Here is a 14617-nt window from a genome sequence, read left to right as displayed (position 1 = left end):
CCTCCCGGCGCAGCCGCGGCGGCGCCCCGCGCCGCTCGCGCTGCGTCCGGCGTTCCGCCCCCCACGCAGAACCGCCACCGACTCCCGGAACGGGGTCGGCGGCGGATCGGGATGGCGGCCCCTCCGGTGTGGTGGTCGTATGGGCCGCAGGCCCATCGGGCAGAGGGGCCGCCATCGCGATCCGACGTCGACCCACCCCACCAGCAGTGCTCAGCGCCGGTAGTTCGGCGCCTCCACCACCATCTGCACATCGTGCGGGTGCGACTCCTTCAGCCCTGCCGCCGTGATGCGGACGAACTTGCCGCGCTGCTTGAGCTCGGTGATGGTGCGCGCGCCGACGTAGAACATCGACTGGCGCAGGCCTCCGGCGAGCTGGTACGCCACGTTGGCGAGGGGACCGCGGTAGGGCACCTGGCCCTCGATGCCCTCGGCGATGAGCTTGTCGTCGGTGGGGACGTCGGACTGGAAGTAGCGGTCCTTCGAGTAGGAGGTGCGCTCGCCGCGGGTCTGCAGGGCGCCGAGGGAGCCCATGCCGCGGTAGGTCTTGAACTGCTTGCCGTTCTGGAAGACGAGGTCGCCGGGGCTCTCCTCGCAGCCGGCCAGCAGGGAGCCGAGCATGACGGTGTCGGCGCCGGCGACGAGCGCCTTGGCGATGTCGCCCGAGTACTGCAGCCCGCCGTCCGCGATGACGGGCACGCCCGATTCGCGGGCGGCGAGGGACGCCTCGTACACGGCGGTGACCTGGGGCACGCCGACGCCGGCGACGACGCGGGTGGTGCAGATGGATCCGGGGCCGACTCCGACCTTGATCGCGTCGGCGCCCGCGTCCACGAGCGCCTGCGCGCCGGAGCGGGTGGCGACGTTGCCGCCGATGACGTCGACTCCCGCGAAGGCGGTGTCGGACTTCAGCCGGCGGATGATGTCGAGGACGCCGGCCGAGTCGCCGTTGGCGGTGTCGACGACGATGACGTCCACTCCGGCGTCGAGGAGGGCCGTGGCGCGCTGCCACGCGTCGCCGAAGAAGCCGATGGCCGCGCCCACCCGCAGGCGGCCCGCGTCGTCCTTGGTGGCGTTGGGGTACTGCTCCGACTTGTCGAAGTCCTTGACCGTGATGAGCCCGGCGAGCTTGCCCTGCTCGTCGACCAGGGGCAGCTTCTCGATCTTGTGCTGCGCGAAGAGGGCGATGACCTCGCTGTCGGGGATGCCGACGCGGCCGGTGATGAGACCGGAGCTGGTCATCACGTCGCGCACGAGGGTCGAGGCCTTCTCGAACGGCGAGACGAAGCGCATGTCGCGGTTCGTGATGATGCCCACGAGGACGCCGGAGGAGTCGACGACCGGGAGTCCGCTGATGCGGTACTGCCCGCAGAGCTCGTCCACCTGGGCGACGGTGGCGTCCGGGGTCGTGGTGACGGGGTTGGAGACCATGCCGGACTCGCTGCGCTTGACCCGGTCGACCTGGTCGGCCTGGTCGGCGATGGAGAGGTTGCGGTGCAGGACGCCGAGACCGCCCTGGCGCGCCATGGCGATCGCCATCCGCGCCTCGGTCACCGTGTCCATGGCCGCGGACAGCAGCGGCGTCGCGACGGAGATGCGCTTGGTCAGCCGGGAGGTCGTGTCGGCCTCGCTCGGGATGACGTCGGTGTGCCCCGGCAGGAGCATGACGTCGTCGTAGGTGAGTCCGAGGAATCCGAAGGGATCCGGCTGGTCCATCAATGCCCCTTAACAGGTCGTAGCGGGTGCCCGGGCGGAGGAGAGGGCATCCGGTCCCGGGGAGCCCGGATGCTCAATCTTAAGCGCCCGCGGGGCCGCTCTATTCCGAGCGGGAGCGCCCTGTCACCCGTTCGAGACCGCTGGAGCGCTCTCCGCCCCTCATAATGTGGTCACGCGTCTGTGCCGACGGTGAAACACCGCCGACACATGCGGAACGTATGGTCAACCAACGTTGTTTGACGACGGCTGTTCGGGCGTGCCCGGAGTCAGCATCCGTCTGTGCACCCTGACGAGAGGTAAACGTCTTGCTCACAGCTCCCCGTTCGACGCGCCACAAGCGCTCGACGACCCCGCACCCGACGGACCGGGAGGCGCCCCGTGGCGACAGCTAGTCCGTTCGGCGCGCTGCGCCGCCGACTCCTGGCGGTCGGCCTGCTCGCCGCGACCCTCACCGGTCTCGCCGCCGCCGCTCCCGCCGCGATGGCCGAGACCACCGCCGACCAGTCGATCATCGCCTGGGTCCGCGTCCAGGGCACCAACGAGAACCTCGCCGGCGTCTCCGTCGCGATCGAGGGCGACTCCTCGGCGACGCTGACGACCGGGGCCGACGGCCGCGCGGTCTTCCCGCTGGACGAGCCCGGCAGCTTCACCATCACGGTCGACGAGGACACGCTCCCCGCCGACAAGGGCTACCCCGCCGCGGGTCAGAACCCGAAGGAGGTGACGATCGTCGGCTCGCAGAACCAGATCGTCAACTTCATCGTGTCGACGGCGAACGCGAAGGGCACCGGAGCGACCGCCCCCGTCCCCTCCGACTCGGCGGCCCCCACCAGCCCGGCGACCGAGGGCACGACGGGCAACGACGCGACGAACCCCGACGGCACCTCGAACGCCGCGAACCAGCCGGTCTCGGCCGACACCTTCTGGATCATCTTCTGGCCCAAGGTCGTCACCGGCCTGATCTTCGGCCTCCTCATCGCGCTCGCGGCGATCGGCGCCTCGCTGATCTACGGCGTGACCGGGCTGAACAACTTCGCGCACGGCGAGCTCGTGACCTTCGGCGCCCTGATGGCCTACCTCCTCTCCGGGGTCTTCGGGCTCCCGGCGCTGCTCGCGATCCCCCTCGCCGTGATCCTGGGCGGGGCGTTCGGCTACGTGCAGGACGGACTGCTCTGGAAGCCGCTGCGGAAGAAGGGCATCCAGCTCATCCCGCTGATGATCGTGACGATCGGCCTCTCCCTGGCCCTGCGCTACGTGTACGTCTTCTTCTTCGGCGCCGACCGCCTCTCGCTGCCCAACAGCACCGCTCCGTACTTCACGGTCGACGCCCTCGGCATCAGCCTGAAGTTCACCGACATCGTCGGAGCGGTCGTCGGCATCGTCTGCATCGTCGGAGTCGCCCTGGTGCTGACGAAGACCAAGATCGGCAAGGCCATGCGCGCGGTCTCGGACAACCGGGCCCTCGCCTCCGCCTCCGGCATCAACGTCGAGCGCGTCATCCGCGTCGTCTGGGTGCTGTCGGGAGCCCTCGCCGCTCTGGCGGGCGTGTACATCGGCTACTACCAGTCGCTGCGCTGGGACACCGGAGCGTCGATCCTGCTGCTGATCTTCGCGGCGATCACGCTCGGAGGCCTCGGCTCCGCCTACGGAGCCCTGGTCGGCTCGCTCATCATCGGACTCATGATGAACATCTCGACCGTGTGGATCCCGGAGAACCTCAAGTACGTGGCTCCGCTCATCCTCATGATCATCATCCTCCTGGTCAGGCCGCAGGGAATCCTGGGCCGCAAGGAACGGATCGGCTAGGACACCATGAACCTCAACTTCATCTGGCTGGCGATCGGGCAGATCGTCGATCCCACCGTCGCGGCGTACGCCCTCGCGACGATCGGCCTGGTCATCCACTTCGGATTCACCGGCCTCCTCAACTTCGGACAGGCCGGCTTCATGGCGGTGGGCGGATACGCCTTCGCCATCACCTCGGTCAAGTTCGAGTGGCCCGTCTGGGGCTCCCTGCTCGCGACCATCGTCGCGGCGACCGTGTTCGCGCTCATCCTGGGCATCCCGACGCTGCGGCTGCGGGCCGACTACCTCTCGATCGTGACGATCGCGGCGGCCGAGATCATCCGGCTGTCGGTCAAGACGCCGGAGTTCTCGGCGGTCACGGGCGGTTCCGAGGGCATCAACGGAGCGGCGCGGGCCTTCAACGACCTGAACCCGCTGCCGGAGGGGCGCTTCGGACTCGGAGTGCTCACCTACAACCAGGACCAGTGGTGGGTCAGGATCGTCGGCTGGGGTCTCGTCGGCCTCGCCTGCCTCCTGGTGTTCCTCCTGATGCGCAGCCCCTGGGGCCGCGTCATCAAGGGCATCCGCGAGGACGAGGACGCCGTGCGCGCCCTCGGCAAGAACGTCTTCTCGTACAAGATCCAGGCGCTGGTCCTGGGCGGCGTGCTGGGCGGCCTGGCCGGAGCGCTGTTCATCCTGCCCCGGTCGCTGCAGCCCGACAACTACGGCACGCAGCTGACGTTCTTCCTCTACACGATCATGCTCCTGGGCGGCGCCGCGACGGTCTTCGGACCGGTGGCCGGCTCGATCATCTTCTGGGTCGTCCTCGGTCTCACCGACGGACTCCTCACCCTGGGGATCGACACCGGCGTCCTCAGCAACGACATCATCCGCCTCACGACGGTGCAGACCGGACCCATCCGGTTCATCGTGGTGGGGGTCGCGCTCATGCTCCTGGTGATCTTCCGACCACAGGGGATCTTCGGCAAGAAGAAGGATCTGCACTTTGCCTAAAACGCCGGTCTCGGACATCACCGAGGACACCATCGTCCCCGGGGTCAAGAAGAAGGACCCCATCCTGGTCGCCGACAGCGTCAGCCGGCGCTTCGGCGGACTGACCGCGGTCGACGTCGCGCACGTCGAGATCCCCCGCGGCTCCATCACCGCCCTGATCGGCCCCAACGGAGCCGGCAAGACCACGTTCTTCAACCTGCTGACGGGCTTCGACAAGCCCAACACCGGGCGCTGGAACTTCAAGGGCAAGAACCTCGCGAACGTCCCCGCCTACCGGGTGTCCCGGATGGGCATGGTGCGCACCTTCCAGCTCACCAAGGCCCTCGGCGGCATGACGGTGCTCGAGAACATGCTCCTCGGCGCCAAGGGGCAGAAGGGCGAGAACATCTTCACCTCGCTCATCAGGCCGCTGTGGTCGAAGGAGGAGGACACGATCGAGGCGCGCGCGATCAGCCTGCTCGAGAAGTTCAAGCTGGACACCAAGAAGGACGACTACGCGTCGAGCCTCTCGGGCGGTCAGAAGAAGCTCCTCGAGATGGCGCGGGCCCTCATGTCCGAACCCGAGCTCGTCATGCTCGACGAGCCCATGGCGGGCGTGAACCCGGCGCTGACGCAGTCGCTCCTCGGTCACATCGTGAACCTGAAGGACGAGGGCATGACCGTCCTCTTCGTCGAGCACGACATGCACATGGTCAACACCATCGCCGACTGGGTGATCGTGATGGCCGAGGGCAAGGTCGTCGCGGAGGGCCCTCCCTCCACCGTGATGAACGACCCGGCCGTCATCGACGCGTACCTGGGCGCCCACCACGACACCGACCTCGGCACCGTCGAGGGTCAGCTCGAGATCGCGGAGGAGATGGAGTCGGACCTCGTCCGCGAGGACGTCGAGCGGCAGGCGGAGGAGGCCGGCATCGTGCCGCCCGCCCACCCGGCCGCCGCCCCGGCCACCGGCTCCACGACGACCGCGCACGCCGCGGACGCCGCTCCGACGAGCGTCGCGCCCACCACGGACGCGCCCGCCGTCGACTTCGGAAAGGACGACAAGTGACCGGCAACACCCTCGAGACGCACGACCTCCACGCGGGGTACGTGCCGGGAGTCAACATCCTGAACGGCTCGAACGTCTACGTGAAGAAGGGCGAGCTGGTCGGCATCATCGGACCCAACGGAGCGGGCAAGTCGACGCTCCTGAAGGCGATGTTCGGGCTGGTGAACATCCGCCAGGGCACCGTGCTGCTCAACGGCGAGGACATCACCGGCATGAAGGCCGACAAGCTCGTCTCGAAGGGCGTCGGCTTCGTGCCGCAGAACAACAACGTCTTCCCGTCGCTCACCATCGAGGAGAACCTCGAGATGGGCATGTACCAGAAGCCGAAGATGTACCGCCAGCGCCTCGAGTTCGTCACGGAGCTGTTCCCCGAGCTCACCAAGCGGCTCAAGCAGCGCTCCGGCTCGCTCTCGGGCGGTGAGCGCCAGATGGTCGCCATGTCGCGCGCGCTGATGATGGACCCGTCGATGCTCCTGCTCGACGAGCCGAGCGCGGGACTGTCGCCGATGCGCCAGGACGAGACGTTCGTCAACGTCCAGCGGATCAACCGGGCCGGCGTCTCGATCATGATCGTCGAGCAGAACGCCCGCCGCGCTCTGCAGATCTGCGATCGCGGCTACGTGCTCGACCAGGGGCGCGACGCCTACGAGGGGGCGGGGCGCGAGCTCATGAACGACCCCAAGGTGATCGAGCTCTACCTGGGCACGCTCGCGACGACCAACGAGGTCACCACGAGCACCCCGACCGTCGGAGGCTGACGCCTCCGCCGCACCATGGGGCCCGTCGTCCGCCGAGAGGCGACGGCGGGCCCTCGTCGTCCCGCGCGAGGAGGCACCGGATGAGACGCACCGCCGCGGCCGTCGTGCCCGTCGTGCTGCTGGCGCTGCTCGCGGGCTGCGGCAGCTCCCCCACAGTGCTGCCCGACGGCGTCTCGGTGAGCATCCGGCAGAACCGCGACGACTACGGCCCTCGACGACTCGAGGTGCTCGTCGCCAACGGCACCGGTGCCGCACTGGACGTCTGGGAGGCGCGTCTGGACTCCCCCGCGTTCACCGGCGCCGCGTGGACGCCGGAGCCCTCGACCGTGCGCGCCGGGACGACCACCGCGCTCCGTCTCCAGCTGCCCCAGCCCGACTGCGAGGGCGACGCCTCCGACGGCCGGATCCGACTCACCTGGACCACGGCCGGCACGTCGGGCACCGCCGTCGTCGCGCCGGAGGACCCCTTCGGCACTCTGGCCAGGGTCCACACCGAGGACTGCCTGGCCGAGCGCGTCGCCGAGGTGGTGACGGTCGAGCCCGCCGGAGAGGTGACCGTGAGGGAGGAGGCGGGCGGGCCCGTCGCGCACCTCGCCCTGACCGTCACGCCGACCGGCGCGGGGGGATCGGTGCGGATCGAGGAGGTGCGCGGCACGATCCTCCTGCGCCCCGCCTCCGGCGACGTCTGGCCGGTCGGACGGCAATTCGACGCCGACTCGGAGCCGGTCGTGCTCGACCTCGCGATCGTGCCGGTCAACTGCAGCACGCACACCGTCTCGGAGGACAAGCGCGGCACGTTCCTCCCGGTCGTCGTCGGCCTCGAGGACGGCGCGGAGGGCGTCGTGCCGGTCGCGGTGAGCGACGCCGTGCGCGGGGCGCTGTACGACTACATCGCCTCGGACTACTGCGGCTGGAGCTGATCCACGGGGTCGGGAACAGGACGGCCGGAGGAGGATCTCTCCGCCGCCCCACCCCCCGTCGCGGGGACATCTCGGAGCGACCGTTGCCGTAATTTTGGGGACACGAGACGTCACCCCGGCGGGGTGCGCCGAGCACGATCCTCCTGGTGGGAGGCACGTTCCGGATGCAGCCCGACGGACGACGCCGCCCCCGGGCGGCGGCCACCGCCGCTCGCCCCCGATCGAAGGAGCCGCGCTTGAAGAGCTACACCCCCGCCCCCGTCGCCCTCGGTGCGTCCTTCGGCACCGGTGCGATCGGCGACTACGAGCGCTGGTCGGTCGTGGGCGTGTACGCGCAGGTCGTCATCGCCGAGACCCCGAGCGGCAAGCGCCGCAGCTACAGCCGCTCCTTCGTCACGTACCGCCTGGTCCAGGAGGCCGAGCTGCTCCGCGCCTCCTAGGCGGCATCCCCGCACCTCTCGAGCGCGCGTCCCCGTCAGGCGGACGCGCGCTCGATCAGTTCGGTCGGCAGGATGATGGCGGCCGGGCGCTCCCCGGCGATGCTCTGCAGCAGGAGCCGCACCATCTCGGCGCTGATGCGGCCGAAGGGCTGGCGCATCGTCGTCAGGGCGGGCTCCGTGGACAGCGCGACACTCGAGTCGTCGAAGCCGCCCACGGCGACGTCCTCGGGCACCCGGCGGCCCGCCCGCAGCAGGGCGTCGATCGCGCCGGCGGCCATCCGATCGTTCGCCGCGAACACGGCGTCGACATCGGGACGGGCCGCCAGGAGCTCGGTCATCGCCGCGTCGCCGCTGGACCGGCTGTAGTCGCCGTAGCGCACGAGGGACTCGTCGTACTCCTCGCCGAGCTCGCGGCGGTAGCCGGCCAGGCGCACGAGACCCCCCGGCAGGTCGGGCGGCCCGGCGATCGTCGCGACGCGGGTGCGCCCGCGGGAGCGGAGGAAGGCGACCATCTCGCGGGCCCCCTCCTCGTCGTCCGCGGCGACGTAGCCCATCCGCTTCTCGTAGCCCAGCGGGATGCCGCAGGCGATGGCGGGCACGGCGAGGTCCTGGATCTCGCGGAGGAGCTGCTGCCCGCCGTGCGCGGAGACCAGCAGCACACCGTCCACGTGCCCGGCGCCGAGGTAGGCGAGGGCCCGCTTCTGCTCGGCCGTGCTGCCGGCCATGATCAGCACGAGCGAGACGTCGCGCTCGGCGAGCTCGGCGGCCGCTCCGGTCAGCAGGGTCGAGAAGTTCGGGTCCTCGAACAGCAGCTGGTGCTCCTCGGTGAGGAGGAAGGCCACCGAGTTCGTGCGGTTCGTGGCGAGGCTGCGCGCGTGCGGATTGACGCGGTAGCCGGTCTTCTTGATCGCCGTCTCGACGGCGGTCTTCGCATCCGGGCTGACCCACTTGCCGCCGTTGAGCACGCGCGACACCGTTCCGCGGGAGACGCCGGCCTCCAGCGCGACGTGCTCGATCGTCGGTCTCTGGCGGCCGGAGGCGGTGGTCACCCGGCCAGCTTAGGGGTCGGCTCCCCCGCCGCCCGCGGCTCGCCGAGGATCACGCCTTCACCGCGCCGGCGGCCAGATCGACCTTCCAGAACCGCTGCAGGACCAGGAAGATCGCGATCAGCGGGATGACCGAGAGCAGGGCTCCCGTGATGACCAGCGTGTAGAGCGACGGGGCCGAGGCGCCCTGGTGCAGCAGGCCGTTCAGCCCCACCGTCAGGGGGAACAGTTCGTCGTTGCCCAGCATGATGTACGGCAGCATGAAGTTGTTCCAGATGGCCACGAACTGGAAGAGGAAGATCGTCACGAGGCCCGGGAGCAGCATCGGCGTCGCGATGCGGGTGAAGATGTACATCTCCTTGGCGCCCTCGGTGCGGGCCGCCTCGATCACGTCGGTCGGCACGGCCGCGGCGGAGTAGATCCGGGCCAGGTAGATGCCGTAGGGGCTGATGATCTGCGGCAGCAGGACGCCCCAGAAGGTGTTCGTGAGTCCGACGTTCGCGAGCAGGAAGTACTGCGGGATCGCGAGGATCACGCCGGGCACGAGAACGCCCATGAGCAGGACGTTGAAGACGACCTTCTTGCCCGGGAACTCGAACTTCGCGAGCACGTAGCCCGAGAGCGCCGAGATCCAGGTCGAGGCGATCGCGCCGAGCCCCGCGTAGAGGGCGGTGTTCAGCATCCAGCGCCAGAACAGGCCGTCGCGGTAGGAGGACAGCGCGACGATGTTGTCGATCAGGTGGGTGCTGGGCGCGAGGGTGAAGGTCGAGAACAGCTCTCCGCCGTCCTTCGTCGACGCCATGAGCACCCAGAACACGGGGAAGAGGCAGTAGATCGCGCCGACGAGGAGGATCCCGGTCGAGATCGCGCTCGGCCGCTCGCGGTGCGCGAGGGGCGAGCGGGACGAGCGCGTCGAGGGGGCGGTGGTGCCGAGGCGGGGGGCGGCGGTGGTCATGGATCAGTCCTCCTGTCCGAAGGCTCGCTTCTGCACGACCCGGAGGAAGAGGAAGGAGACGATGAAGGTGGCCAGGGCGATCACGACGGAGGTCGCCGCGGCGGAGTAGATGTCGTCGCGGGTGAACGCGTCGCGGTAGACGAGCATGAGCGGGGACCAGCTCGTCGAGAGGCTGTTGGTCAGCGGGCGCAGGGTGGTCGGCTCGGCGAAGACCTGCAGGGTCGCGACCATCGAGAACAGCGCGGTCATCACCAGCGCGGGCGCGAGGATCGGGATCTTGATGCGCAGGGCGATCTGCACCTCGCTGGCGCCGTCGATCCTGGCGGCCTCGTAGATGTCCGTCGGCACCGCCTTGAGCGAGGTGTAGATGACGATCATGTTGAAGCCGACGCCGCCCCAGAGCGCGATGTTCGCGATGCCGAAGATGACGGCGCCGGAGGAGAGCAGGCTCGGGGCGTCCCAGCCGATCCGCTCGAAGACGTAGTAGAAGGGGCTGACCGCGGGCAGGTAGAGGAAGCCCCAGAGCAGCGAGCTGATCACGGCGGGGACGGCGTAGGGCAGGAAGATCGAGATCCGCGAGAACCCGACGGCCCGGGTGCGCTGCGAGTCGAGCAGCAGCGCGAACAGCAGGGCGAGCCCGAGCATGCAGGGGATCAGGATGAGCCCGTAGAGCAGGACGCGGCCGACGCTCGCGGCGAACTCGGGGTCCGACAGCGCGGACGCGTAGTTCTCGAGGCCGGCGAACACCTGCTTCTGGGCGCCCGATCCCAGGCCCAGACCGCTGACCTGGCGCTTCTGGAAGCTGAGGAAGAGCGTGTAGACGATGGGCGCCGCCATGAAGGCGACGAAGAGCACGATGCCGGGAGCGAGCATCGCGTAGGGGATGCCGACTCGCGAGCGCCAGCCGGAGCGGCCGGAGCGGCGGGCGGCGGGGCGGCTCGAGCGGTTCGACGAGACGCTGCCGTCCGGTGCTCGGGTGATCGTGGGAGCGGTCATCGCTGGTCCTCGTCCTGCTTGCTGGGGTGGTCTGCGCGTGCAGGAGCGATGCCGCTGCACGGGAGGGGTGGTGCGGAGGCGGGGCCGGGGGGACCCCGCCTCCGTCACCGTCAGTTCACGGAGAAGCCGCTGGAGACCAGGTCGTCCGTCGTGATCGACTGCATGGCCTCGACCGCCTCGACGAAGGCCTGGCGGGTCTTCGCGTCGGCCGCCTTGGCGAACTCGTCGTTGTAGGCGCTGAACCCGACGTTCACGTTCGGGCCGTAGGTGAAGCTCGAGACCGTGTCGGCCGCCTCCGACGCGATGTCGTAGAAGTCGGCCTGCTGGCTGAAGAACTCGGGAGCGGTCGTGAGCGCGGGGCTCGCGGCCTCGGTCGCGGCGGGGTAGACGCCCGAGATGTCGGCCAGAGCGGCGACGGCCTCGGGGTCGCTGTTCAGCCAGGTGGCGAACTCGACCGCGGCCTCGACGTGGTCGGACTGCGTCGTGACGGCCGTGCTCGAGCCGCCCCAGTTGCCGTTCGACGGAGCGGAGGCGTCCCACTGCGGGAGCGTCGCCGCGGTCCAGAGTCCGGCGGTGTCCGGGGCGTTGCCGCCGAGGACGCCGGGCGCCCAGACCGAGCTGATCCAGCCCACCTGCGAGCCGTCGTTCAGACCGGCGTTCCACTCGGGGGTGTACATCGGCTTGTTGTCGATGGCGCCCTCCTCGACGAGGCCGCCCCAGTAGTCGGCGACCTGCTCGGTCGGGCCGGCATCGATGTCGACGCCCCAGCTCTGGTCCTCGATGGACCACCAGGAGGCGCCGGCCTGCTGCGCGAGGCCGGTGAACCAGCCCGCGTCGTTGGCCGAGAACGTGCCGAGGTACTTCGACGGGTCGGCCGCGTGGACGGCGCGCGCCACCTCGGCGTACTCCTCCCACGTGGTCGGCACCGCGAGGCCGAGGCTGTCGAGGATGTCGGTGCGGTAGTAGGCCATCATCGGGCCGGAGTCCTGCGGGATCGCGTAGACCGCGTCGCCGCCGAGGGTGACCGAGTTCCAGACGCCGTCCGAGTACTCGCCGGCCAGGTCGTCCGACACGGAGCCGGAGATGTCGGCGAGCGCGTCGGAGGAGACGAGCGTCGGGATCTTCTGGTACTCGGCCTGGATCAGGTCCGGAGCGCCGCTGCCGGCCTTGATCGCGGTGAGCAGCTTGGTGATGGCGGGGTCGCCGCCGTCCTGCTTGTTCACGGTGACCTGGATGTCGGGGTTCTGCTCGTTCCAGATGTCGACGACCTGCTCGAGGTTCGGAGCCCAGGCCCAGTAGTTCAGGGTCACGGGTCCGGACTCGCCGGCGTCGCCGGATGCGGTGCAGCCGGTGAGGGTCAGGGCGGCGGCGGCCGCGGTCGCGATGGCGGCCCTGCGGAGTGAAGTGCGCATTCGTCCTCCTTGTCGAAGTGCTGTGGGGAAGTGGTGCCGAGGCGCTCCGACGAGGGATGGACGACGGTGTACCTGTGAGCGGTTACAGTTACACACACGGAACCCGGGACTGTCAACTCGACGGAATGCCCGGATTCAGGCGGCTTCCAGGCCGGTAATGTTCCCGGCCGGGCGGATATCCCGTGCTAGAACTGGGAGCGCACACAGTTCGAAGGAGATCTCCGCATGACCACCGCCCCCAGCTCCCCCGTCGCCGACGCGGTCGCGGAGACCCCCCGCGCCTCCGCGCTCGGCCGCCCCGGCAGCGCCCTCCTCGGCGGCCGCTCCGAGATCCGCTACGGCGGCGACTACAACCCCGAGCAGTGGCCGCGCGAGGTGTGGGACGAGGACATCGCCCTGATGCGCAGCGCCGGGGTGAACCTCGTCAGCATCGGGATCTTCTCGTGGGCGCTGCTCGAGCCGCGCGAGGGCGAGTACGACTTCTCGTTCCTCGACGAGCTGATCGGGCTGCTGCACGCGGCCGGCATCGACGTCGACCTCGCGACCCCGACCGCCGCGCCTCCCGCCTGGTTCTGGAAGAAGTACCCGCAGGCGCGCCCCGTCACCCGCGAGGGCGTCACCCTCGGCTGGGGCTCGCGCGGCATGGTGAGCCCGAGCTCCCCCGAGTACCGCGCCGCCTGCGTCGCACTGACCGAGCGCCTCGCCGAGCGCTACGCCGCCCACCCCGCGGTCGTGCTGTGGCACGTCCACAACGAGTACGGCGCTCCGATCAGCGAGGACTACTCCGAGCACAGTGTCCGCGCGTTCCGCACCTGGCTGCAGCGCCGGTACGGGTCGCTCGACGCCCTCAACTCCGCCTGGGGCACGCTCTTCTGGGGCCAGGTCTACGGGGAGTGGGACGAGATCGACGCTCCGCGCATCTCGGCGAGCGTCGTCAATCAGACGCAGCGGCTGGACTTCGCGCGCTTCACCTCCGACGCGCTGCTCGAGTGCTTCCGCGCCGAGCGCGATGCGATCAAGCGCTTCGCACCCGGCACCCCCGTCACGACGAACTTCATGGCCACGAACTGCCCGTCCGTCGACCTCTGGAAGTGGCGCGACGAGGTCGACATCGTCGCCAACGACCACTACCTCGTGGCCGAGCGCCGCGACAACCACGTGCTGCTCGCGCTCGACGCCGACCTCACCCGCTCCCTGGCGGGTGGCGCCCCGTGGATCCTGATGGAGCACTCCACCTCGGCCGTCAACTGGCAGCCGCGCAACATCGCCAAGCGCCCCGGCGAGCTGGCCCGCAACAGCATGAGCCACCTCGCGCGCGGCGCCGACGCGATCCTGTACTTCCAGTTCCGCGCCTCGCGCTACGGCGCCGAGAAGTTCCACTCCGCGATGCTGCCGCACGCCGGAGTGGGCAGCCGGGTGTGGAAGGAGGTCGTCGCCCTCGGCGACGAGCTGGCCGGGCTCGGCGAGGTCCTCGGCTCCCGGGTGCACGCCCGGGCGGCGATCCTCTGGGACTGGGAGTCGTTCTGGGCCCAGGACCTCGAGTGGCGGCCGTCGGTCGAGCTCGAGCACCGCGAGCGCGTGATCGCCTACTACACCGAGCTCTGGCGCCGCGGCGTGAGCGTCGACTTCGCGCACCCGCACGCGGATCTCTCCTCCTACGACATCGTCCTGGCGCCGGCGCTGTACCTCGTCGACGAGGCGTCGAAGGCGAACGTCGAGGGCTACGTCCGCGGGGGCGGCACGTTCGTCGCCTCGTACTTCTCGGGCGTCGTCGACCAGAACGACGCCGTGCACGAGGGCGGCGCTCCCGGCGCCTTCCGCGAGGTCCTCGGAGTGGCCGTGCCCGAGTTCCTGCCGCTCCACGCCGACGAGACCGTCGCGCTCAGCACGGGCGCCCGCGCGTCCGGGTGGACAGAAGAGCTCGTCCTCGAGGGCGCGGTCGCGGTCGCGGACTACGTCGACGGGCCCGCCGCGGGCGGTCCCGCGGTGACGCGCCACGGCTACGGATCCGGCCGCTCCTGGTACGTGTCGACCCGGGTCTCGGGCGACGATCTCGGCGCGATCGTGGAGGACGCGCTCCGCGACGCCGGGATCGAGGCCCGCCTCTCCCCCGAGGGCCTCGAGACCGTCACGCGGGACGGCGAGGACGCCGAGTACGCGTTCTTCCTCAACCACTCCGGCGAGGACGTCGTCGTGGACGGCACCGGCGTCGAGCTGCTCACGGGCACCGAGACGACGGGGACGCTGGTCGTGCCCGCCGGCCTGGTCAGGGTGCTGCGCCGCCCGCGCTGACCCGGCGACGACGAGAGGGCGCCCCCGGACCGCGTGTCCGGGGGCGCCCTCTCGATCGTTCGGAGTGCGACGCGCAGGCTCGCGCATCATCTGCGGAACTGTGCGCCGTCAGTCGGCCCTGAACGATCGGCAGGCCCGCTCACCATCTGCAGGTCCGCGCACGATCTGCAGGCCCGCGCACCATCTGCAGGTCTTCGCACGGTTCGCAGGGCTTCTGAGCGGGAACAGGCTTTCC

General features: G+C 70.0%; 12 protein-coding genes. 7 read left to right on the top strand and 5 right to left on the bottom strand.

What is annotated here, in order from left to right; translation table 11 throughout:
* Positions 1-210: 210 nt before the first annotated feature.
* Positions 211-1713, bottom strand: a complete 1503-nt coding sequence (gene guaB, locus NB037_RS11625; RefSeq protein ID WP_207405325.1) for an IMP dehydrogenase — start codon at positions 1711-1713, stop codon at positions 211-213.
* 378 nt (positions 1714-2091) lie between these two features.
* Between guaB and NB037_RS11620 the strand changes: the two genes are divergently transcribed.
* The 6 genes from NB037_RS11620 to NB037_RS11595 all read left to right on the top strand — a co-directional run bounded on the left by NB037_RS11620 (position 2092) and on the right by NB037_RS11595 (position 7681).
* On the top strand, positions 2092-3519 hold the full coding sequence (locus tag NB037_RS11620; protein WP_251945920.1) for a branched-chain amino acid ABC transporter permease: 1428 nt from the start codon (positions 2092-2094) through the stop codon (positions 3517-3519).
* A gap of 6 nt (positions 3520-3525) precedes the next feature.
* A complete protein-coding gene (locus NB037_RS11615; protein ID WP_251945918.1) occupies positions 3526-4512 on the top strand; it encodes a branched-chain amino acid ABC transporter permease in 987 nt (328 codons plus the stop codon).
* Positions 4505-5563, top strand: a complete 1059-nt coding sequence (locus tag NB037_RS11610; RefSeq protein ID WP_251945916.1) for an ABC transporter ATP-binding protein — start codon at positions 4505-4507, stop codon at positions 5561-5563. The genes NB037_RS11615 and NB037_RS11610 overlap by 8 nt, the downstream gene beginning before the upstream one ends.
* The gene (locus tag NB037_RS11605) at positions 5560-6321 is read left to right on the top strand and encodes an ABC transporter ATP-binding protein (protein WP_207405318.1); all 762 of its coding nucleotides are present in this window, start codon (positions 5560-5562) and stop codon (positions 6319-6321) included. Before NB037_RS11610 ends, NB037_RS11605 begins: the two co-directional genes overlap by 4 nt.
* 80 nt (positions 6322-6401) lie before the next feature.
* A complete protein-coding gene (locus NB037_RS11600) occupies positions 6402-7241 on the top strand; it encodes a hypothetical protein (protein WP_251945915.1) in 840 nt (279 codons plus the stop codon).
* 236 nt (positions 7242-7477) lie between these two features.
* Positions 7478-7681, top strand: coding sequence for a hypothetical protein (locus NB037_RS11595; RefSeq protein ID WP_207405314.1), 204 nt, complete (start codon positions 7478-7480; stop codon positions 7679-7681).
* A gap of 35 nt (positions 7682-7716) precedes the next feature.
* Here the strand turns inward: NB037_RS11595 and NB037_RS11590 are convergent, their stop codons facing one another.
* The 4 genes from NB037_RS11590 to NB037_RS11575 all read right to left on the bottom strand — a co-directional run bounded on the left by NB037_RS11590 (position 7717) and on the right by NB037_RS11575 (position 12090).
* Positions 7717-8730 (bottom strand): LacI family DNA-binding transcriptional regulator, encoded by a 1014-nt coding sequence (locus NB037_RS11590; protein ID WP_251945912.1) that lies wholly within the window; start codon positions 8728-8730, stop codon positions 7717-7719.
* A 49-nt stretch (positions 8731-8779) separates the two neighbouring features.
* Positions 8780-9682, bottom strand: coding sequence for a carbohydrate ABC transporter permease (locus NB037_RS11585; protein WP_251945910.1), 903 nt, complete (start codon positions 9680-9682; stop codon positions 8780-8782).
* A gap of 3 nt (positions 9683-9685) precedes the next feature.
* The gene (locus NB037_RS11580) at positions 9686-10678 is read right to left on the bottom strand and encodes a carbohydrate ABC transporter permease (protein WP_372490744.1); all 993 of its coding nucleotides are present in this window, start codon (positions 10676-10678) and stop codon (positions 9686-9688) included.
* Between the two features lie 110 nt (positions 10679-10788).
* Positions 10789-12090: an ABC transporter substrate-binding protein gene (locus tag NB037_RS11575; RefSeq protein ID WP_251945908.1), complete on the bottom strand. Its 1302-nt coding sequence runs from the start codon at positions 12088-12090 to the stop codon at positions 10789-10791.
* A 225-nt stretch (positions 12091-12315) separates the two neighbouring features.
* Between NB037_RS11575 and NB037_RS11570 the strand changes: the two genes are divergently transcribed.
* Complete coding sequence (locus tag NB037_RS11570; RefSeq protein WP_251945906.1) at positions 12316-14382, top strand: beta-galactosidase; 2067 nt, start codon at positions 12316-12318, stop codon at positions 14380-14382.
* Positions 14383-14617 lie beyond the last annotated feature (235 nt).

Source organism: Rathayibacter rubneri, assembly GCF_023743255.1.
In the GTDB taxonomy this organism is placed as follows: Bacteria; Actinomycetota; Actinomycetes; order Actinomycetales; family Microbacteriaceae; genus Rathayibacter; species Rathayibacter rubneri.
The sequence above is the reverse complement of the archived record's forward strand: the minus strand, read 5'-3'. Positions and strand labels throughout refer to the sequence as shown.